17 protein-coding genes and 1 pseudogene are annotated in these 19,301 nt (G+C 73.0%); 6 read left to right on the forward strand and 12 right to left on the reverse strand.

Annotation, left to right across the window (positions count from 1 at the left end):
- Nucleotides 1-107: 107 nt before the first annotated feature.
- Entirely contained in the window at nucleotides 108-416 is a 309-nt protein-coding gene (locus AC067M_RS24860; protein WP_478699225.1) for a trypco2 family protein, read from the reverse strand.
- A 551-nt stretch (nucleotides 417-967) separates the two neighbouring features.
- On the opposite strand from AC067M_RS24860, the gene AC067M_RS24865 reads away from it, so the two are divergent.
- A complete protein-coding gene (locus AC067M_RS24865) occupies nucleotides 968-1,930 on the forward strand; it encodes a glycosyltransferase 87 family protein (protein WP_478699226.1) in 963 nt (320 codons plus the stop codon).
- A 74-nt stretch (nucleotides 1,931-2,004) separates the two neighbouring features.
- On the opposite strand, the gene AC067M_RS24870 is transcribed toward AC067M_RS24865, so the two are convergent.
- Nucleotides 2,005-2,913: an NAD(P)-dependent oxidoreductase gene (locus tag AC067M_RS24870; protein WP_478699227.1), complete on the reverse strand. Its 909-nt coding sequence runs from the start codon at nucleotides 2,911-2,913 to the stop codon at nucleotides 2,005-2,007.
- A 114-nt stretch (nucleotides 2,914-3,027) separates the two neighbouring features.
- Here AC067M_RS24870 and AC067M_RS24875 point away from each other — a divergent pair, with 114 nt between their 5' ends.
- Together AC067M_RS24875 and AC067M_RS24880 are read left to right on the forward strand one after the other, a co-directional pair.
- Nucleotides 3,028-3,624 (forward strand): TetR/AcrR family transcriptional regulator, encoded by a 597-nt coding sequence (locus tag AC067M_RS24875; RefSeq protein ID WP_478699228.1) that lies wholly within the window; start codon nucleotides 3,028-3,030, stop codon nucleotides 3,622-3,624.
- 294 nt (nucleotides 3,625-3,918) lie between these two features.
- Nucleotides 3,919-5,046, forward strand: a complete 1,128-nt coding sequence (locus AC067M_RS24880) for a hypothetical protein (protein ID WP_478699229.1) — start codon at nucleotides 3,919-3,921, stop codon at nucleotides 5,044-5,046.
- Between the two features lie 53 nt (nucleotides 5,047-5,099).
- On the opposite strand, the gene AC067M_RS24885 is transcribed toward AC067M_RS24880, so the two are convergent.
- From AC067M_RS24885 to modA, 3 genes are read right to left on the reverse strand one after another with little or no spacing between them, the layout of a single operon-like run.
- Nucleotides 5,100-6,188, reverse strand: a complete 1,089-nt coding sequence (locus tag AC067M_RS24885; protein WP_478699230.1) for an ABC transporter ATP-binding protein — start codon at nucleotides 6,186-6,188, stop codon at nucleotides 5,100-5,102.
- On the reverse strand, nucleotides 6,185-7,033 hold the full coding sequence (gene modB / locus AC067M_RS24890; RefSeq protein WP_478699231.1) for a molybdate ABC transporter permease subunit: 849 nt from the start codon (nucleotides 7,031-7,033) through the stop codon (nucleotides 6,185-6,187). The genes AC067M_RS24885 and modB overlap by 4 nt, the downstream gene beginning before the upstream one ends.
- A complete protein-coding gene (modA, locus tag AC067M_RS24895) occupies nucleotides 7,030-7,845 on the reverse strand; it encodes a molybdate ABC transporter substrate-binding protein (RefSeq protein WP_478699232.1) in 816 nt (271 codons plus the stop codon). Before modA ends, modB begins: the two co-directional genes overlap by 4 nt.
- Nucleotides 7,846-8,012: 167 nt before the next feature.
- On the opposite strand from modA, the gene AC067M_RS24900 reads away from it, so the two are divergent.
- The gene (locus tag AC067M_RS24900) at nucleotides 8,013-8,984 is read left to right on the forward strand and encodes an ATP-binding cassette domain-containing protein (RefSeq protein ID WP_478699233.1); all 972 of its coding nucleotides are present in this window, start codon (nucleotides 8,013-8,015) and stop codon (nucleotides 8,982-8,984) included.
- Complete coding sequence (locus AC067M_RS24905; RefSeq protein WP_478699234.1) at nucleotides 8,981-9,775, forward strand: ABC transporter permease; 795 nt, start codon at nucleotides 8,981-8,983, stop codon at nucleotides 9,773-9,775. The genes AC067M_RS24900 and AC067M_RS24905 overlap by 4 nt, the downstream gene beginning before the upstream one ends.
- Here the strand turns inward: AC067M_RS24905 and AC067M_RS24910 are convergent.
- The 4 genes from AC067M_RS24910 to AC067M_RS24925 are packed head-to-tail and all read right to left on the reverse strand — an operon-like array spanning nucleotide 9,753 to nucleotide 15,135.
- The gene (locus AC067M_RS24910) at nucleotides 9,753-12,944 is read right to left on the reverse strand and encodes an ATP-binding protein (protein WP_478699235.1); all 3,192 of its coding nucleotides are present in this window, start codon (nucleotides 12,942-12,944) and stop codon (nucleotides 9,753-9,755) included. The genes AC067M_RS24905 and AC067M_RS24910 overlap by 23 nt on opposite strands.
- Before the next feature lie 42 nt (nucleotides 12,945-12,986).
- Complete coding sequence (locus AC067M_RS24915; protein ID WP_478699236.1) at nucleotides 12,987-13,316, reverse strand: TfoX/Sxy family protein; 330 nt, start codon at nucleotides 13,314-13,316, stop codon at nucleotides 12,987-12,989.
- A gap of 7 nt (nucleotides 13,317-13,323) precedes the next feature.
- A complete protein-coding gene (locus AC067M_RS24920; RefSeq protein WP_478699237.1) occupies nucleotides 13,324-13,773 on the reverse strand; it encodes an SRPBCC family protein in 450 nt (149 codons plus the stop codon).
- A gap of 30 nt (nucleotides 13,774-13,803) precedes the next feature.
- Nucleotides 13,804-15,135: a hypothetical protein gene (locus AC067M_RS24925; protein WP_478699297.1), complete on the reverse strand. Its 1,332-nt coding sequence runs from the start codon at nucleotides 15,133-15,135 to the stop codon at nucleotides 13,804-13,806.
- A 161-nt stretch (nucleotides 15,136-15,296) separates the two neighbouring features.
- Between AC067M_RS24925 and AC067M_RS24930 the strand changes: the two genes are divergently transcribed.
- Nucleotides 15,297-16,538 (forward strand): molybdopterin-dependent oxidoreductase, encoded by a 1,242-nt coding sequence (locus tag AC067M_RS24930; RefSeq protein ID WP_478699238.1) that lies wholly within the window; start codon nucleotides 15,297-15,299, stop codon nucleotides 16,536-16,538.
- Nucleotides 16,539-16,854: 316 nt separating this feature from the next.
- Here the strand turns inward: AC067M_RS24930 and AC067M_RS24935 are convergent, their stop codons facing one another.
- From AC067M_RS24935 to AC067M_RS24945, 3 genes and pseudogenes are all read right to left on the reverse strand, one after another.
- Nucleotides 16,855-17,619, reverse strand: a complete 765-nt coding sequence (locus AC067M_RS24935) for a class I SAM-dependent methyltransferase (protein WP_478699239.1) — start codon at nucleotides 17,617-17,619, stop codon at nucleotides 16,855-16,857.
- 293 nt (nucleotides 17,620-17,912) lie between these two features.
- Nucleotides 17,913-18,521 (reverse strand): annotated as a pseudogene (locus AC067M_RS24940) (TIGR04282 family arsenosugar biosynthesis glycosyltransferase); the annotation flags it as partial.
- A gap of 50 nt (nucleotides 18,522-18,571) precedes the next feature.
- Nucleotides 18,572-19,267: a glycosyltransferase family 2 protein gene (locus tag AC067M_RS24945; RefSeq protein WP_478699240.1), complete on the reverse strand. Its 696-nt coding sequence runs from the start codon at nucleotides 19,265-19,267 to the stop codon at nucleotides 18,572-18,574.
- Between the last annotated feature and the right edge of the window lie 34 nt (nucleotides 19,268-19,301).

The raw sequence follows: 19,301 nt of genomic DNA on the forward strand, positions 1-19,301 counted from the left end.
GAGCCCGTCCTGACCGCGCGGACCAGCGTACGGCCCGGCGTCCCCCCACGTCAGGAGGGCGCAAGGCCGGAACGGGTGCCCGGACTGCCAGGCCGTGTCCCAGTCGGTCAGCGCTCATCGTCGGCCTCGTCCCCGGAGATCAGCACGGTGTGGTGGACGCCGTCGGGGGCGACCAGCTTCGGTTGCAGGGTGAGGTTGACGCGGTGGGTGCGCAGGGTTCCCGTCGAGCCGTCGGCGCCCGCCTCGACGACGTAGAACCGCACCTTGCCGGCCGCCCCGCCCTTCCGGTCGACCGCGACGGTCGCCTCGATCTCGACGGGCCCGAGCTCGAACCGCACCGGTCCGCCCGCCCCGTCCGCCATCGCCGCGTTCAGCTCATGCCTCAACTGCCGGATCATCTCCGCGAGTTCGATCACACTGCCCTCCCCAGAGGATGCACGAGGATGCACCTCCCTCAGTTCTACAGGTGTCGGCTGAGGCACGCCCGGGCTTGGCTCAACAGGCCCCTCACCAGTGACGGGCGGACGTCGGCCGAAAGGCCGACCGGCGCGGCTTCGGGCCGGTGAACGGTGGCCGATCGGCCGAGGTGACGACCCCGTCCCTGACGCGAGATTGGTGCTCCCCTCCTCCAGGAGTACGCCCATGCCGACCCCTCTCGTCGCCGAAGAACCAGCCGTCACCGCCCTCGCCCCCGCCCGTGTGCTGGGGCGTGACGCTCCTTCGCGCACCGCCGCCGTCGTCATCCGCTGGGACGCGCTGTACTGGCTGGGATGCGCGGTGTTCGCAATGCTGCTGGCGCTGCTGACGACCCTCACCCCGCACCGCGTATGGGGTGCCTGCGCGGCGGTCGGGTACGCCACGGCGGCCGTGCTCGCCCGCCGGGCGCCGCGCGCCTGGAGCAGCCGTACCGCTCCGGTCGCCGCCCTCGCCGGGGCGGTCGTCCTGCCGCTGCTGATCCTCATCGGGGGTGGGCGCCGCACAGACGGAGGTCCACGTCGTCGAGCGCGCGGGCGGCCTGCTGCTGCACTCGGGCAGCCCCTACGTCCCCCATCCGACCGACGTCGACGACTACAACCCGTACCTGCCCGGAATGGCCGTCCTCGGCATCCCCCACGCCCTGCTGGGCGACACCCCGCCGGCGGACGCCCGGCTGTGGTTCTGCGCGGCGTTCCTGGCGGCGATGGGCCTGGCGACGGCGGGCCTGGCGGCACGCGGCGGTGGGGTGAGACGACCGAGCGGCGACGGGGGGAGGTGGCCGAGCGGCGGCGGGGGGAGGCGGCCGGGTTCTACGTCCGCCGCCGTCCCCCTCCTCGCCGCCTTCCCCGCGGTCGCGCTGCCCCTGGCCGTCGGCGGGGTCGACCTGCCGGTGATCGGTCTGATGTGTCTGGCGCTGGCCCTGGCGTGCCGGGGCGGCACCGGTACGGCTGCCGGGCTGGCGATGGGCGCGGCGGCCGCCCTGAAGTGGACCGCGTGGCCGCTGCTGCCGGTGGGCCTGGTGCTGCTGGCGCACACCGCCGGGCGCAGGGCGGCCGTACGCGCCGCCGTGGTGGCCCTGCTGCCTGCCGCCGTGGCCGTGATACCGGCCGCCCTGGCCGATCCGCACGCCTTCCTGGAGCAGGTGGTGATGTTCCCGCTGGGCAAGGGCGGCGTCCACTCGCCCGCGACGAGCCCGCTCCCCGGCCACCTGCTCGCCACGTACGTCCCCGGCGGTTCCTTCCTCGCCCTGGCGGCCCTGGCGGCGGCGGCTGTGGCCGTGGCGGTGTCCCTGCGGGTCCGCCCGCCCCGAACCGTCGTGGCGGCGGCCGACCGTCTGGCCCTCGGCCTCGGACTCGCCATGTGCCTGATCCCGGCCACCCGCTTCGGCTACCTCGTCTACCCGCTGGTCCTCGCGGCCTGGTTTAGTCGGCCGGGGGTGCCCACCCGTGACTGAACACGACAGGCGGCACCTCGTCCTGGTCACGGTCCTCGCGGTCGTCGCCCTGCTCGCGACACTGTGCCTGCCGCTCAGGTGACAGGCCCCTCAGCCCCGGCCCCGCGTGCCTCGGGGCCTGTCCGGACCTCCAGCGCACGCAGCACCGCCACCATGTCCTCCCCGCCGTGCCCCTGTGCCACGGTCTCCTCGAAGAGGGCGTGGCAGACGTCGAGGAGCGGCGAGGCCAGGTCGGCCTTCCGGGCGGCCTGGGCGATCAGGAGGTTGTTCTTCAGTACGTCCGCTGCCGCGGCCTGCACGGTGAAGTCACGCGTGAGCAGCTTGGGGGCCTTCATGCGGGAGACGGAGCTGGCCATCGGGCCTGCGTCCAGCACGTCCAGGAGCAGGCGTTGGTCGAGTCCGTGCCGGTCGGCGAAGTGGAACGCCTCGGTCAGGCCGGTCACCAGCGTGATCAGGAACAGGTTCACCGAGAACTTCATCAGCAGCGCCCCCGGGACGGCACCGCAGTCGAACGTCTCCCGGCACATGGGGGCGAGCAGGGGCCGTACGGCCTCCCGGGCGGGACCGTCACCCGCCAGCATCGCCACCAACTGCCCCTGTTCCGCGGGCACGCGGGAACCGGAGACGGGCGCCTCGACGTAACTCCCGCCCGCGGCACGGATGTCGGCCTCCAGGCCGCCCGAGTACTCCGGCGAGGTCGTGCCCATGTGGACGAGGGTGCGCCCGCCGGCGCGCGCGGCGAACTCCGGGGTGCCGCGTCCCAGGACCGCGTCGATCGCGGTCTCGTCGGCCAGCATGAGGATCACGACGTCGGCTCGCCCGAAGACCTCCGCGGGGTCCGCCGCGACCTGCGCACCGGCGGCCCGCAGGGGCTCGCAGCGGGCGGGGGTGCGGTTCCAGACGACGAGGGGCGTCCCGGCGCGGGCGAGGTTGAGCGCCATGGGCTGCCCCATGACGCCGAGGCCGACGAAACCGACGTACACGCTGCACCGCCGTCCACTTGTGGTCGTGAGTTATGACGACGGTCATAGTAGCTGCTGCTATGACAGCGGTCATAGAGTGAACGCCGGGTTGTTCGAGTGAGGTGGAGGTCGAGGATGGCGACGCCCGAGAGAGGCCCACGCGAGCGGATGGTCTTCAGCGCGGCCCAGCTCATACGGCGCGACGGTGTCGCCTCCACGGGGATGCGCGAGGTCGCCGCCCACGCGGGGGCGCCGCGCGGGTCGCTCCAGCACTACTTCCCCGGCGGCAAGGAACAGCTCGTCAACGAGGCGGTGGGCTGGGCCGGCCGCTACGCGGGCAACCGCGTCGCCCGCTTCCTCGCGGCGCTGCCGGAGCCGACCCCCGGCGGGCTGTTCGCCGAGATGGTCCGCCAGTGGACCGACGAGTACGAGACCAGGGGCTTCGCGGGCGGCTGTCCCGTCGCCGCCGCCACGGTGGACTGCGCGGAGTCCACCGAGTCCACGCGGGAGGCGGCGTCCGCCGCGTTCGCCACCTGGACCGGTCCGGTGTCCCGCGCCCTGACCGACATGGGCGTCCCCCCACACCGCGCCGAACCCCTCGCCACGCTCATGATCAGCACCCTGGAGGGCGCGATCCTCATCGCCCGCGCCGAACAGGACACCCGCGCCCTGACGGCCGTCTCCCGGGAGCTCGGTCCCCTTCTCGACGCGGCGGTGACCAGGAGCGACTGAGCGCCGCCGGCCTTGAGCACCCGGAGGCTCCGGTCGCGCAGTTCCTCGATGAGACCGAGCAGCTGACTGGTCTGCTCCAGGCCCAGGGAAGTGGTGGGCTCGTCGAGCAGGAGCAGCCGGGGCGCGCCGAAGAATGCGCGAGAAGCCCCGCCCCCGGCACCGAGACCCATCTTCGGTTCCTTCGATCTGGCCGACTTTGCCCCGCAAAGGGAGCTTGGTCCCTAACCTGTCCGTGCCGTCGCCGCCCACCCGTTCCCGCACGTGGAGCGGCCGCCACCTGCCAAGCTCGGGTACGTGACGTACGTAGTGACCGTGGACACCTGCATCCCGGAGGACACTCCGGAGATGGACGCCCTGCAACGAGCGGGCGCCGTGGCGCTCATCGAGGAGGGATTCGAATCCGTCAGGTCCGTCGAGGGGCCGGACGGCGTGGAGGTCGATCTCCTCGACAGCATGGTGGCCGTCCACCCGGGCGGCGCCCTGCTGAAGGTCGTCGTGGACGCTCCGGCGCTGGAGGCCGCCGAGGAGGCGGTGCACGCGCTGGCGGACGAGCTGCTGGAACGCTCCGAACTCCTGGCGGACTGGAAGATCGAACGGTGCGAGGTCGAGCTCCACCAGGACCTGGCCAAGGTGAGCCTCGACGCGGCCGACGGGCCCGACGCCCCGCCCGACGACCCGGCCGCTCGCAAGGCCCGGCACACCGCGAGCGTGACCGCCGAGAGCGTCGACGAGGGCCACGAGGTCGAGGCGAAGGCCACGGCCGTGCGCAGCCAGATGCTGGAGTCGGCGGCCCAACTCCGCTCGTTCTCCCCCGCGATGTTCGGCGTACTCGACGACGAGGACGGCCACGCGGGAGTCGCCGTCTCGCCGGAGGCCGCCGAACTCGCCGCCGGCGCCCTGGTCCACGCGACCGACATCCTGGTGGACGAGCTGTTCGAAGACCTGCAGGTGCTGACCCAGGAGGACACCAGCGTCGCCGAATGCGAGGGCCCCCTGTGGCACTTGGAGCGCCTGCCCGACCGGTACGCCCTGCGCTACGACGCCCCTTTCGCCCGCCGATTCCTGGTGACCGTGATCGCCATGACCACCCGCCTCACCGACGGAAGCTTCCAACGGCTCAGCTGCGTGGCCGAGGAGCTCGCCCTGAGGTTCCTGCTGGGCGCGGCGACCACGGCGCTGGAGCTGTACGGACTTCTCGACGACGAGGTGTCCGCCGCCCTCGACGCGTTCGCCGCCCACGTGTACGAGGACATGGACCACGAGTGGCTCTACGACGACTCGCTGGACGGCATCGACGAACAAGCCACCGGCACGGCTCTCGGGGGCGTGCCCATAGCGCTCGGTTCGTGGTTCACGCCGTTCGACGAAGGCAGGTACGTCCACCCGTCCGCGGCGGACGAACCGGAAACGGCGCAGCAGTGACGTGGCGGAACGTTCATGCGGAACACTCGCGCGGGCACCGCACTCGTGCGCCCTCAGACGGGGTACGCGTGCGTCTGCGCCGCCTTCACCGTCGCCCAGACCTCCGCGCCCGGGTGCAGATCGAGTTCGGCGGCGGCGACCGTGGTGAGGTCGGCGGCGAGGGGGAGTTCGCCGGTGAGGTCGGCGCGGATCTGGTCGCCGTGGGTCTCCAGCCCGGCCACCTCGCAGCGCCAGAGGTTACGGGCGCTGGAGCCGGTCGGGCGGTCACGGTAGAGGGTGACCGCGCTCGGCGGGAACGCCACGAACACCGGGCCGGACAGCACCTCCGTCGTCGTGATGGGCGGCCCGGAATCGAGCCGGACGGTGTGGCCGTCGGACTGGCCCCGGTAGAGGTTCAGGCCGACCAGCTGGGCGATGTAGTCCGTACGGGGATGGCGGGCGATGTGGGACGGGCTGCCCTCCTGGACGACCCGTCCGTGCTCGACGACGACCAGACGGTCGGCCAGGACCATGGCGTCCAGGGGGTCATGGGTGACGAGTACGGCGACTGCCTCGAACTCGGCGAGATGGCGGCGGAGTTGGGCGCGCACCTCCAGGCGGGTACGGGCGTCCAGCGCCGCCAGCGGCTCGTCGAGGAGCAGCAGGCGGGGGCGGGTGGCCAGGGCGCGGGCGAGGGCGACGCGCTGGGCCTGGCCGCCGGAGAGCCTGCGGGGCTTGGCACCGGCGTGGTCGGCGAGGCCCATCCGCTCCAGCCACTCGGCGGCCCGCGCTCGCGCCTGAGCCCGGGTCGCGCCCTGGCAGCGCGGCCCGAAGGCCACGTTGTCGAGGGCGGTGAGGTGAGGGAAGAGCAGGTAGTCCTGGAAGACGACGCCGACCGGCCGGGACTCGGGCGGCGTACGGTCCAACTCCGTGCCGTCCAGCCGCAGACGACCACCGGTGAGCGGGGTCAGCCCGGCCAGGGCGCGCAGGGCGGTGGTCTTGCCGGCGCCGTTCGGGCCGAGCAGGGCGACCACCTCGCCGGGTGCGACGGTCAGCGCCACGTCGAGCCGGAAGGCACCGCGGTCCACCACGAGGCGGGCGTCGAGCCCGTCCGCGACGGGGTCGGTGTGGACGTCGTGGGCGGCGTCGTGAGGCCCGGTCATCGCGCTGTCATCCAACGGTCGCGCAACCCGGCCAGCACCGCGATCGACACGGCCAGCAGCACCAGGCTGAGGGCGATCGCGGCCTCCGGGTCGCTCTGCAGGGCCAGGTAGACGGCCAGCGGCATGGTCTGGGTCCGGCCGGGGAAGTTGCCGGCGAAGGTGATCGTCGCGCCGAACTCGCCGAGCGCGCGGGCCCAGGCGAGTACCGCGCCGGCCGCGATGCCGGGGGCGATCAGCGGCAGGGTGACCCGGCGGAACGCGGTGAAGCGGGAGGCGCCCAGGGTGGTGGCCGCCTCCTCGTAGCGCGGATCGGCGGCACGCAGCGTGCCCTCGACGCTGATGACCAGGAACGGCATGGCCACGAACGCCTCCGCCACCACGACCCCCGCCGTGGTGAACGGCAGCGTGATCCCGAACCACGAGTCCAGCCACTGCCCGACGACGCCGTTGCGGCCCAGCGCCATCAGCAGCGCCACACCGCCGACGACCGGCGGCAGCACGAGCGGCAGGGTCACGAGAGCCCGTACGACACCACGGCCGGGGAACTCGACCCGGGCCAGCAGCCAGGCCAGCGGCACACCGAGCACCAGGCTCACCGCGGTCGCCGCGGTGGCGCAGACCAGGGACAACTGGAGCGCCTGCCACACCTCGGCGCTGGTCAGCTGCTCGGGCAGACTGCGCCAGGGGGCCCGTACGAGCAGGGCGATCAGCGGCACGATCAGGAACGCCAGGCCGATCAGCGCGGGGAACAGCAGGGGCAGCGGAACGCCCGCCCGGACGCGCCGACGCCGCGGCCCGCCCCTAAGGGTGTCGGTCGCGGCGTCGGCTTTGCCGGTCGAGGTCACGGCTTGAGGAACCCGGCCCCGCTCAGGACCTTCTGGCCCTGCGCGGACCGCACCAGCGCGATGAACGCCTGGGCGGCCTCGGCGTGCTTCGCGTCCTTGAGCTGGACGATCGGGTAGTCGTTGACGGCGTCGGCGGACTCGGGGAACTCCACGCCCTCAACCTTGCCACCCGCCGCGCGCACGTCGGACTTGTACACCACCGCCGCGTCGGCCTCCTTCAGTTCCACCTTCGTCAGGGCCGCCTTGACGTCCTGCTCATAGGAGACGGGGGTGAGCTTGAGCTTGCCTGCGTCGAGGGCCTTCTGCGCGGCGGCGCCACAGGGCACCTCCTTGTCGCAGAGCACGACCTTCAGGTTCGACGTGGTGAGGTCCTTCAGGGAGGAGACCTTGTCCGGGTTGCCGGGCAGGGTGGCGATCTCCAGCTGGTTGCGGACGAAGGTGGCGGGCGGGCCCGAGGCGTCCCCCGCATCCGTGACGATCTTCATCGTCTTGGGGCTGGCCGAGGCGAACACGTCCGCCGGGGCACCGCCGGTGATGCTCGCGGCGAGGGAGTCGCTGCCACCGAAGCTGAAGGTGACCTTCGTACCGGGGTGCTCCTTCTCGAACCGCCGGCCCAGCGTCGTGAAGCTCTCCTTCAGAGACGCGGCGGCGAAGACGGTCACCGTGCCGGAGAGCTTCGACGACGAGGAGGCCGAGGAGTCGGACGTGTCGGAGGAGCCCGAACAGGCGCTCAGAGCGAGGACGGCGACGGCGCCCACACCGGTCACCCGCAGGCCCCTGCGGTGCCGGTGCGCGGTACGGGGGGTACGCATGCGCCGATGATAATGCCGCAGATGCCAGGTGAAACCCTCTGTGGATGCGTATGAGCAGCAACTGTGACCTATGAGGCTGGCATGTGCGTTTCTACGAGATGTGGGCCCCGGGGCGCTGAAACCGCGCTGAAGCCGACCTGAACCGCCCCGGCCGCACGCTGTGCCGCATGAAGACGACAGGTGACGAACACGCGATCGCGGCCACCGGACTGCGCAAGTCCTACGGGGACAAGACGGTCCTCGACGGCATCGACATCGAGGTGCCGGCGGGCACGATCTTCTCGCTTCTCGGGCCGAACGGCGCGGGAAAGACCACGGTGGTCAACATCCTGTCCACCCTGATCGCCGCCGACGGCGGACAGGCGCGGATCGCCGGGCACGACCTCGCCGCCGACCCACAGGCGGTGCGGTCCGCGATCGGTGTCACCGGGCAGTTCTCCGCCGTGGACGGCCTGATCACCGGTGAGGAGAACATGCTCCTGATGGCGGACCTGCACCATCTCTCCAAGCGCGAGGGACGGCACGTCACCGCCGAGCTGCTGGAGCGCTTCGACCTCACCGAGGCCGCGAGGAAGCCCGCCTCCACCTACTCCGGCGGCATGAAGCGCCGCCTGGACATCGCCATGACGCTGGTCGGCGACCCGCGGATCATCTTCCTCGACGAGCCGACCACCGGCCTCGACCCGCGCTCCCGCCACACCATGTGGCAGATCATCCGCGAACTGGTCTCCGGCGGCACCACCGTCTTCCTCACCACCCAGTACCTGGAGGAGGCCGACGAACTCGCCGACCGCATCGCCGTGCTCAACGGCGGCAAACTCGTCGCCCAGGGCAGTGCCGAAGAGCTCAAACGGCTCGTGCCCGGGGGCCACGTACGACTGCGGTTCTCCGACCCGGTGGCGTATGAGCAGGCGGCCACCGCACTGCGCGAGACCACCAGGGACGACGAGGCGCTGGCCCTGCAGATCGCCAGCGACGGAACCCAGCGCGAGTTGCGCGCCATCCTCGACTGGCTCGACACGGCCGGGATCGAGGCCGACGAACTGTCCGTGCACACCCCGGACCTGGACGACGTGTTCTTCGCCCTGACCGGCAGTTCCGTACCCGCCCAGCCCGCTGACAAGGAGACCGTCCGATGAGCGCCGCTCCCCACGCCTCCCGCGACAACCTCACCATGCTGCGGCGCAACCTCCTGCACGCCCGCCGCTACCCCTCCCTCACCCTCAACCTCCTGCTCACCCCGGTCGTCCTGCTGCTGCTCTTCGTGTACGTCTTCGGCGACGTGATGAGCGCCGGCATCACCGGCGGCCCCGCGGACCGTGCCGACTACGTCGCCTACCTGGTCCCCGGCATCCTTCTCCTGACCGCGGCCATGACCACGCTCGGCACCGCCGTGTCCGTGGCCAACGACATGACCGAGGGCATCGTCGCCCGGTTCCGCACCATGGCGATCTCCCGCGCCTCCCTGCTGATCGGCCATGTGATCGGCAGCGTGATCCAGACCCTGATGGCCCTGGCCCTGCTGTTGGGCATCGGGCTGGCCATCGGGTTCCGGCCCGACGCGACGCCGGTGGAGTGGATCGCGGCGGCCGGACTGCTGGCCCTGTTCAGCCTCGCGCTGACCTGGCTCATGGTCGGCGTCGGCCTGGTGAGCCCCAACGCGGAGGGGGCCAGCAACCTCGCACAGCCGGTGGTGATGCTGCCGTTCCTGTCCAGCGCGTTCGTGCCGGTGGACGCCATGCCGGGCTGGTCCCGCTGGTTCGCCGAGTACCAGCCGTTCTCGCCCGCCATCGAGACCCTGCGCGGGCTGCTGCTGGGCACCGAAATCGGCACGACGAACGCCGTGCTCGCCGTCGGCTGGAGCCTGGGCCTGACCGTGCTGGGCTACCTGTGGTCCACGGCGCGGTTCAACAGGGAGCCCCGGCGCTGAGCTCCCGCAGGGCCACCGCCCGCAACTCCTCCCGCCCCAGGGCGGCGTATCTCGACACCGCGTCGGCGTACGCCGCCCTGTCGGCGTCCTGGGCCGCCTTCCGGGACCGGGCGTAGGACAGGGTGGGGAACTCCCGCACCGCCGGCATCCGCTCCGCCAGCGCCACCAGCCGTACGGCCGCCGCGTCACCCCGGGCGAGCCCGACGAAGCCGAGCGCCAGCAGTACGCTCCCGTACACCGGCAGGTCCACGGGACCACCGCCACCGGGGGACTTGGTGGAGCGGGGTGAGCCGGAGGGCCCCGCGGCACCGGGCGGGCCCGAGGGGCCGGCCAGCATCTCCAGCAGGCGTTCCCGCAGTTGGCCGGCGAGCTCCGTCACCGGCTCCAGCCGGCCGTGCTGGGCGTGTGCCGCCAGTGCGGCCGACCGTATCTGGAGCGACCACGGGTCCAGGAACGGATCGTCGTTGTGCCGCAGGCTGTACTCCCGCATCTGTTCCGCCGCCTGCCGCCACAGCCCGAGCCCGACCTCGGTCAGCCCCCGGGCCAGCGCGATCTCCGCCCGCGCCGTCAGCTCGTTCATGGCGCCCTCCGGCTGCTGCTGCAGGGTCGCGAGTCCCAGCCAGTACTCCGCCTCGTCGACCTCCCCGCGCTGCAGACAGGCCAGCACCAGCCCCCAGTGGACGCCGATCAGGTCCGGCCAGTCGCCGAACCCGCCGAGCGCGTCCAGCGCGGCCCGCAGATGCCCGTACGCCTCCGCGCCCCGTTCGGACTGCAGGCACAACTCGCTCAGCCGCCCCCGACTCAGCAGCTGCAGAGCCGGATTGCCGAGCGGCACCAGGGCGTCGAACATCCGTCGGGCGGACTCCAGCGCACGCTCCACGTCGTGCTCGGATTCCCATACATAGCCGGCGACGCCCGAGGCGATGCCCGCCAGCAGCGGCTCGTCGGCGTCGCAGAGCTCCCGCAGCCGCGCGTAGTCGGGCGGGTACATGTCCGGGACGGCACACAGCACGACGGCCAGCGCCCGTGCCGCGGTGTCCGGCGCGGCGGGTGGCAGCCGGCGCAGCGTGACGAGGTGTCGTACGGCGTGCGGGCCGAGACCCATGAAGAGGCTGGCGGTGCACACCGCCGCCGCACTGCGGGCCGTCTCCACGTCATCCGTGTCCTCGGGGTCCGGGCGGAAGTGGGACAGCGGCCCTGCGGTCTCGGCGGCGAGGGTGACGAGCCGGGCGTAGTTGGAGCCGGTGGCCCACAAGGAGGACAGCACGGCGGTGGTGGCCGCGATCGTGGGCCCGTCGTCGCGGGCCAGCGCGAGCCGCAGGGCCAGGACGAGGTTGTCCTGCTCGGCCCGGGCGGGCCTCCAGGCGGACAACGGGCCGTCCCCGAACAGCACATCGCGGTGGGCGCGGCCGAAGTCCCGGGCCCAGCTGAGGAACCGGTCGGTCACCGCCTCCTCCTCGCCGGCCTCGGCACGCCGGGCGGCGCTGAACTCGCGCAGCGTCTCCAGCATGTGGAAGCGCGTTCCGGAAGGGCTGTCGCCCACCCTGATCAGGGACTGGTCGGCGAGCTGTTCCAGCAGGACCAGCGTGTCCCCGGTCCCGTCGAGCACGTACTCCGCCGCGTGCTCGGTGAAGCCGCCGGGGAACACCGACAGCGCGCGGAGCGCCGCCCGGCCGTCGGGCTCCAGCAGGTTCCAGGACCACTCGACCACGGCCCGCAGCGTGCGATGCCGTTCCGGTGCGTCGCGGGCGCCGCCGCGCAGCAGCGCGAAGCGGTCCCGGAGGCGGTGGGAGATGTCGGCCACGGACAACACCCGCACCCGGGCCGCGGCGAGTTCCACGGCGAGGGGCAGTCCGTCCAGGTGGCGGCAGATCTCGGCCACCGTGCCGGCGGGGAGTTCCACGCCGGGCCGGGCCGCCCGCGCCCGCTGCCCGAACAGCTCGACCGAGGTCGCCAGGGACAGTTCCGGCAGGGCGTACACGGACTCCGAGGTCAGCCCGAGCGGAGCCCGGCTCGTGGCCAGCACCCGCAGCTCCTTGGACCGCGACACCAGCGCCTGTACGAGAGCGGCCGCGCCGGCGATCACATGCTCGCAGTTGTCCAGCACCAGCAGCGCGGGGCCGCTGCCCAGCGTGGCGACGATCCCGCTCACCGCGTCCCCGCCGCCGGCGAACTGCCGGCCTTCCCCCGCGCCGACGGCGGAGGCCACCTCACCGGCGACGTCGTCGTCGGTGGTGACACCGGCCAGGGGCACGAAGTGCACCACAGGCTGCTCGGCCGCGCGGCTCACCGCGTGGGAGAGACGGGTCTTGCCCAGACCGCCCGGCCCCATGACCGTGACCACGCGGGCCGCGCGCAGCAGCCCGGCCACGGCGGCGATGTCGGTGTCCCGCCCGAGCAGTGCGTTGGGCTCGTGCGGCACCCCCTGGCGGACCCGAGGCACATCCGCGCTCAGCAATTCCTGATGCACGGATTTCAGCTCAGGACCCGGATCCGCACCCAGTGCCTCACGCAGCCCGCGGCGATAGGTGTCGTACCGGGTCAGCGCCGCGGCCCGACCCGCCGTGCGGGCCTCGCAGCGCAGCAGCTGCGCCAGCACCTCCTCGTCCCGCGGCAGCTCCCGGGCCAGCTCGGCGAGCGGCCCCGCCGCCTCCTCCCGCCGCCCCAGCCGGGCGAGGGCGAGCGCCCGGGACCGGACCAGCGAACGGAAAGCCCGCACCCGATCGGCGCGAAGCGCCACCACCGGATCGTGCAGAGTCTCTCCGGCCCCCGCGCCCACATTCCCGTCCCAGAGAGCCAGGCCCGCCTCGGCCTGCGCCAGGGCGCCGTCGTGATCCCCCGCCCGCGCGCGCTCGGTGCTCGCCGCCTCGTGCAGCAGCAACGCGGAACTGTCGACCTGCGTCCCGTCCAGCGCCAGCCGGTACCCCGTCGCCGTGCTCACGATCAGCTCGGCACCCACCTGCGCCCTGAGCCGCGACACCAGGATCTGCACCGCCTTGCCGGGCCGCTCGGGCAACTCCTGCGCCCACAGCCCCTCCACCAGCCGCCCCGTGCTGCACCCGGTGCGCAGATCCTCCGCGAGCAACGCGAGCAGCCCGCGCAGCCGCGGCGCGGTGATCTCCCTCCCGCGGCAGGCGACCCGGGACAGCAGAGCCAACTCGGTGGTCACGCCTGAAGGTTAGCCAACAGGCGTTGTCTCACCGGCGCTGCCTCACTTGGGCGGCAGGCTCGCGGCGAAGGCGCGTCCCTCGTCGAGCCATGCGCCGAGCGTGTCGTCCTCCGCGACCGCGGGGCCGTCGACCACGACCCAGCCGCGCATCGGGCGGCCGGTCATGTCGAAGACACGCGTCCCCGGCCTGGCCAGTGCTGCCTCGGTCGCGTCCGGGCCGACCCTGACCATGAGGTCGTCGCCGGTGACGCCGACGGCCATGTTGCCCCGGTACAGGAACGCCACCCCGCCGAACATGTGCTTCTCGTCGGCTTCGGGGTCCGCTGCCCAGCGCTCCCGGATCCGCTGGGCGAGTCCTTCGTCGTACGCCATCGTCGGCTCACTCCTGTGCCACGAGTCTCGCTTCGAGGTCGCGCAGGTCCTTGGCCAGGTTGCCACGGACCTGCCGGGCCAGCAGCGGTGCCGCGAGCCGGTAGAAGCCTCCCTCGCCGCCGCGCACCCGGATGCGGGCGTGGGTGCCGCGCGGGTGGGGCTCGAAGGTGTAGGTGACGTGCATGGGCATCGGGCCGGCCACGGAGACCATGTCCAGCTGCCGTGGCGGGTCGTAGGTGGCGACCCGCAGGACGTAGTCGATACGGCGGCCCAGGAAGTACGCCGTGCGGGTGACCTCGGCGCCGGTTCCGAAGCCGCCCCCGGCCGCCTCCGCGGTGAGTTCCGCCGTGCGGATGCCCTGGGTCCAGTCGGCGTCATGGCGCCAGTCCATGGCGTACGCGGCCACGCGTTCGGGCGGCAGGGGGATGACGCGCTCGGCCGTCACGTCGATCGTCATGGGATCGAGCCTGCGCCTCCTCGGGAGCGGTCACCAACCGGTGAGCAGCAGATGGTTGAGGAGGAGGGCGAGTACCGCCTGGGCGGTGAGCCAGGCGCGGGGGCGGGTGAGGAACGCGCACGCCGGGAGCAGCCACAGCGCGAAGGGCAGCCAGATGCGTTCCGTCTCCGCCTTGCTCATGCCGGACAGGTCGGCGACCAGCAGGGCCAGCAGGGCGGCGGCCACGAGGAACGCGAGCCGGACGTCCCCGCGAGGCTCGGTTCGCCGCCGGATCAGCACCGCACCGGTCCGCCGCAGCCCCGCCGCCGTCGCCAGACCCACGATGAGCACCGTGCAGGCCACGTTGGCCCACACCCAGTAGCCGTAGGGACGGATGCCGCCCGCGCCCTGGTAGTAGCGCGTGACCAGCAGGTGGTAGGCCTCCCACCAGTCGAACCCGGCGAGCGTGAACGCCGTCGGGACGACGGCCAGTCCGGCGAGCAGCGGCACCAGCAGGGCCGGGCGCTCCCGGATCCCGTGCCGGCCGAGCGCCAGCACCGCCGCCGCGATCAGGGCGACGAGGGTGAGGCCGTACGACAGGTAGCAGGTCAGGCCGAACAGCAGGCCGGACGCCCCCGCACACCCGAGAGACCGTCGCGTGACGGCCAGTGCCAGCAGCGCCACCGCCCACGCCGCCACCGCGGCGAAGTACGCGTCCGCCGAGGTGCCCATCCACACGGCGGCCGGGGCCAGGACCAGGAAGGGGGCCGCTCGGCGCGCGAGTGCCTCGTCGGTCAGGGCGCGGATCGTGACTAGCACGGCCACACAGGCCGTGGCCCCGACGGTGATGCACCACACCCCGGCCCAGCCACCGCCCCGCAGCCCGATCCGGTCGAGCAGGACGAAGGTGAGCGTGGCGGCGGGCGGGTGGCCCGCGATGTGGGCGGGCCAGTTGTCGGGGGAGTGGAGGAGGATGTGGTGGGTGAAGTCCCGCAGGGCTGCCGGGATGTCGTGGAAGCGGTCGATGACCTGGAGGTACTCGTAGCGGGTGGTGAGCCTGCGCGCGATGCCCCGGTCCCAGCCGTCGATCAGGGCGAGGGAGAGGATCCAGCCCGTCGAGGTGCCCCAGGCCACCGGCAGCAGGGCCCGCCAGGGGAGACGGGTCGCGAGGGCGGGGCCGTACGCCACGACGGCGAGCGCCACCAGGACGGCCGCCGGAGTGCCGGGGCCCAGGTGAGGTCCCCAGGACGCGAGCAGCGGGGGCCAACTGACGAACAGCGTGCGGCTGTTCCCCTGGATGTGGCGGCCGACCAGCACGGCCGCCGTCACGAGGAGCACGGCGGCCCCGGCGGCGTACAGGTCACGGCGCGGACCGCGGGGCACGTCGGCGTGCGCGGCGTCGGGCTCGGCGGAGGGCAGGGTGCGGATCACACCGGCACGCTAGGCCGCGCGGCCGGGCCAGGACCGCCGTCCGGGCCTCATGTCAGCGTTTCGTCATGGGTTGGGAACCCCTTCGCGGGGTGGTCCCGGCCTACGGTCGGCTCATGCGAGACGATCCACGCGATCCGCGGCTCCCCACGTCCCCCGGCTTCTGGCGCAGCCCCCTGCGCGGCCCCTGGTTCACCTCGGTGCTGGGGCTGGTCCTGCTGCTCGGCATCACCGTGCTGTTCGTGACGGGCCTGGTCTCGTACGCCGCCTACAACCCGGACCTGTCGCCGGTGAACGACAAGACTCCGGACAAGGGGATCCTCGGCTTCTACCTCTTCGCCTGGCCGACGAACCCGTACTGGCTGTACCGGCTCAACCAGGGCGTCCACGTCACCCTCGGCATCACCCTGATCCCCGTCCTGCTCGCCAAGCTGTGGTCCGTGGTGCCGAGGCTGTTCGCGCTGCCACCGGCACGCTCGCTCGCGCACGCCCTGGAGCGGATCTCGCTGTTGCTGCTGGTCGGCGGCGGCCTGTTCGAGTTCGTGACCGGCGTCCTCAACATCCAGCTGGACTACGTCTTCCCCGGCTCCTTCTACCCCCTGCACTTCTACGGAGCATGGGTGTTCTTCGCGGCCTTCGTCGCCCACGCGCTGCTGAAGATGCCCACGGCGCTGCGCAATCTGCGGCACCTGCGGGAGGAGAGCAACGACCTGGTGTCCCCGCGCCCCGCCGAGCCGACCGTCTCCCGGCGCGGTGCCCTGTGGTTCGTCGGGGGCGGCTCGCTGCTGCTGTTCGCGACGACGGCGGGGCAGAACTTCGGTGGTCCGCTGCGGCGCACCGCCCTCCTCGCACCGCACGGCGGCGACGACCCGGGCAGCGGCCCGAACGGCTTCCAGATCAACAAGACCGCCGCGTACGCCGGTATCGACGCGGCTCAGACGGGTGAGGACGCGTGGCGGCTCGTCGTGACGGGACGCACCGGCACCGTCCGCCTCAGCCGCGCCCAGCTGCTCCGACTCACCCTGCACAGCTCGGCGTTGCCCATCGCCTGCGTGGAGGGCTGGTCGACGTCGGACCAGTGGTGGCGCGGGGTGCGGTTGCGCGACCTGGCGGCGCTGGTCGGCTACGACGACGACCCGCCGGACGTGTTCGTCGAGTCACTCCAGCGGCACGGCGCCTTCCGACGTGCCGCCCTGCGCGCCAACCAGGTGGCCGACCCGCGTTCCCTGCTCGCCCTGTACGTCAACGGCGAGGAGTTGTCCCCCGACCACGGCTACCCGGCGCGCATCATCGTGCCCGCGGCGCCCGGTGTGCTGAACACCAAGTGGGTGGCCCGGATGACGTTCGGAGACCTGTGATGCGCCGACCGCGGATCCCTGTCGGAAGCCCCTTCCACCTTCTTCTGCTCACGGCTTCGTTCGCGCTCGCCGCCTACGCGGGCGTACGCCTCCTCGCCGACGACTGGTTCGGCGTGGCGCTGTGGCTCGTGGGCGCGGCGCTGCTGCACGACCTGGTTCTGCTGCCCCTGTACGCGGTGGCAGACCGGGCGGTCGTACGGGGGCTCGGCGCCGTCCGGCGCAGGGAGTGGGCGCCGTACGCGCGCGTACCGGCGGCCCTCTCCGGGCTGCTCCTTCTCGTGTGGTTTCCGCTGATCAGCGGCATGGTGGAGCGACGCTACCGGCTGGGCACGGGACTGTCGCCGGACGGCTTCCTCGCCCGCTGGCTGCTGATCAGCGCCGTCCTCTTCGGCGGCTCGGCGGTGCTGCTGGCGCTGCGGCTGCTGCGGCTGCGCAGTGCGGTGAAGCGGCGGCCGCCGGCCGTCCACTGATCGGTCTGCTGCCAGCCCTGTGCGTACCTGAGCAGCGCCCGTGTGCCGAGCCGCGCCCAGGGGAAAGGGGCGTCACTTCCGCCGAAGTCGGTGAGGTCGACGACCTGTACCTGGGCGCGTTCGTCGATGTCCGCCGGGGCGGTCTCGGCGATCAGCAGGCCGCCGGGGCGCAGGAGCGCCGCCACCCGGTCCAGCAGGGCGCCGGGGTCGCCGCCGATGCCGACGTTGCCGTCCATGAGCAGGACGGTGTCCCAGCGGCCCTCGCCGGGCAGCGGCTCGAACACCGAGCGCCGCAGCGCCTGGCCCCCGAGCCGCACGGTGTGCTCGACGGCGGCCTCGCTGACGTCGATGCCGAGGGCCGCCCGTCCCCGGGCGGCGAGCTCCGCCACCAGCCGCCCCGGCCCGCACCCCACGTCCAGCACCGTTCCCTCACACCGGTCCAGCACGTCCCGGTCGACCACGTCGGCCCGGGCGCACCAGCGCTCCACCTCCAGCGGCAGCAGCCAGCCGTCGTCCCGCCGCAGGAAGAGCGGGCCGTGGCCGGCGCGCAGGGCAGCGGCGTAGGGGTCGGCGGTCGCCCAGGCGAGAGCCGTGGCGGTCGGGGCGCTCATCGAAGAACGCCGAGACGCGAGGCCGGCTCCGCGACCGGCAGTGAGTCACCCCCGGCGACCGGTCGCGATGCGTGCTCCGTGACCGGCCGTGAGGCGTCCCCGGCGACCTCACGCGAGCCGCCTCCCGTGGTTGGCGGTGCCTCGTCTGCGGTGGTCCGGCGGGCGTTCTGCCCTGTGGCCGGCCGTGAGTTGCTCCCGGCGGCCTCTCGCGAGCTGTTTCCCGTGGCTGGCGGTGAGTCGTCTCCGGTGGTCTGGCGTATGTACGGCCCTTCGCCCCTTCCGGCGTTCGGCTCCGTCGCCGCCGTCCACCGGGCCAGCCGCGCCGCGAAGTGGCCGTGTGGGGCCAGGGTGGCGACGGCGTGGGCGTCGGCGGCGGTGTCGACGTCGCGCAGGCGTGGCAGGTCGCGAACCCGTAGACCGGCGTTGACGAGCCGGTCGCGTTGGACCGCTCCCGTCTCGGCGGTCGACATGGGCACGCCCCGCAGCAGGTCGGCATCGGGGTGCGCCAGCCCGAGCGCCCAGAAGCCACCGTCCTCCGCCGGGCCGAAACACGCGTCGCAGTCGGCGAAGTCCACGGCGAGCAGCTCCGGCGTCACTTGAGGAGTGTCCATGCCGATGAGCAGCGCCGGGCCGTCGCAGCGCGCGAACGCGTCCGCCAGCCGTTCGTCCAGCCCGCCCGCGCACTGCGGTACGACGTCGAAACCGGGCGGCAGCCAGGCGCCGGGGGCGCCGTCGAGGACGAGGACGCGCCGGGAGGCGGGCGTGGCCGCCACGGCACGCAGGGTGTCGGCGAGGGCCGCCTCGGCCAGCTCCGCCGCCTCCCTGGGCGTGAACGGCGGGGTGAGCCGGGTCTTGACCCGGCCCGGCCGTGGCTCCTTGGCGATGACAAGGAGCGTGGGCAATGGACTCGACGAGCTCAACGGACTCGACGAACTCAACGGACTCAACGGACTCAACGGACGGTTCCTCCTCCGTGCGCGGGGGTCTCGCTCAACACGCGGCTCATGTCCCGTACGGCCTGCCAGGTGCCGCGCCACGTGCCCGTCACCTTCGAGGCCCCGGTGCGCGGCAGGTACGGCACGTCGTGCTCGGCGATCCGCCAGCCGGCGTCCGCCGCGTGGACCACCATCTGGAGCGGATAGCCGCTGCGCCGGTCGGTGAGGCCGAGGGCGAGCAGCGACTCGCGGCGGGCGGCGCGCAGGGGACCGAGGTCGTGCAGGCGCAGCCCGGTGCGGCGGCGCAGCATCCGCGCGAGCGCGAGGTTGCCCGCGCGGGCGTGCGCGGGCCACGCGCCCCGGCCCTGCGGACGCCGCCGGCCGAGCACCAGATCCGCCTCGCCGCCCCGCACTTCGCGGACGAAGGGGACCAGGAGCGACGGGTCGAGGGAGGCGTCGCAGTCGCAGAAGCACACCACGTCGGCGGTGGCGGCGCTCAGCCCGGCGTGGCAGGCCGCGCCGAAGCCCCGGCGCGGCTCGTGCACGACGGTCGCGCCGAGCGAACGGGCGATCTCCGCCGAACCGTCGGTGGAACCGTTGTCGACAACGAGCGCGCGCCAGCCCGGCGGGATCCGTTCGAGGACCCAGGGAAGGGCCTCGGCCTCGTTCAGGCAGGGCAGCACCACGTCGACGTCGGAAGGTGTCGTCGTCACGGTTTCACCCTACGAACGCGAACAAGACATACCG

It is taken from the genome of Streptomyces sp. NPDC043427, assembly GCF_056436655.1.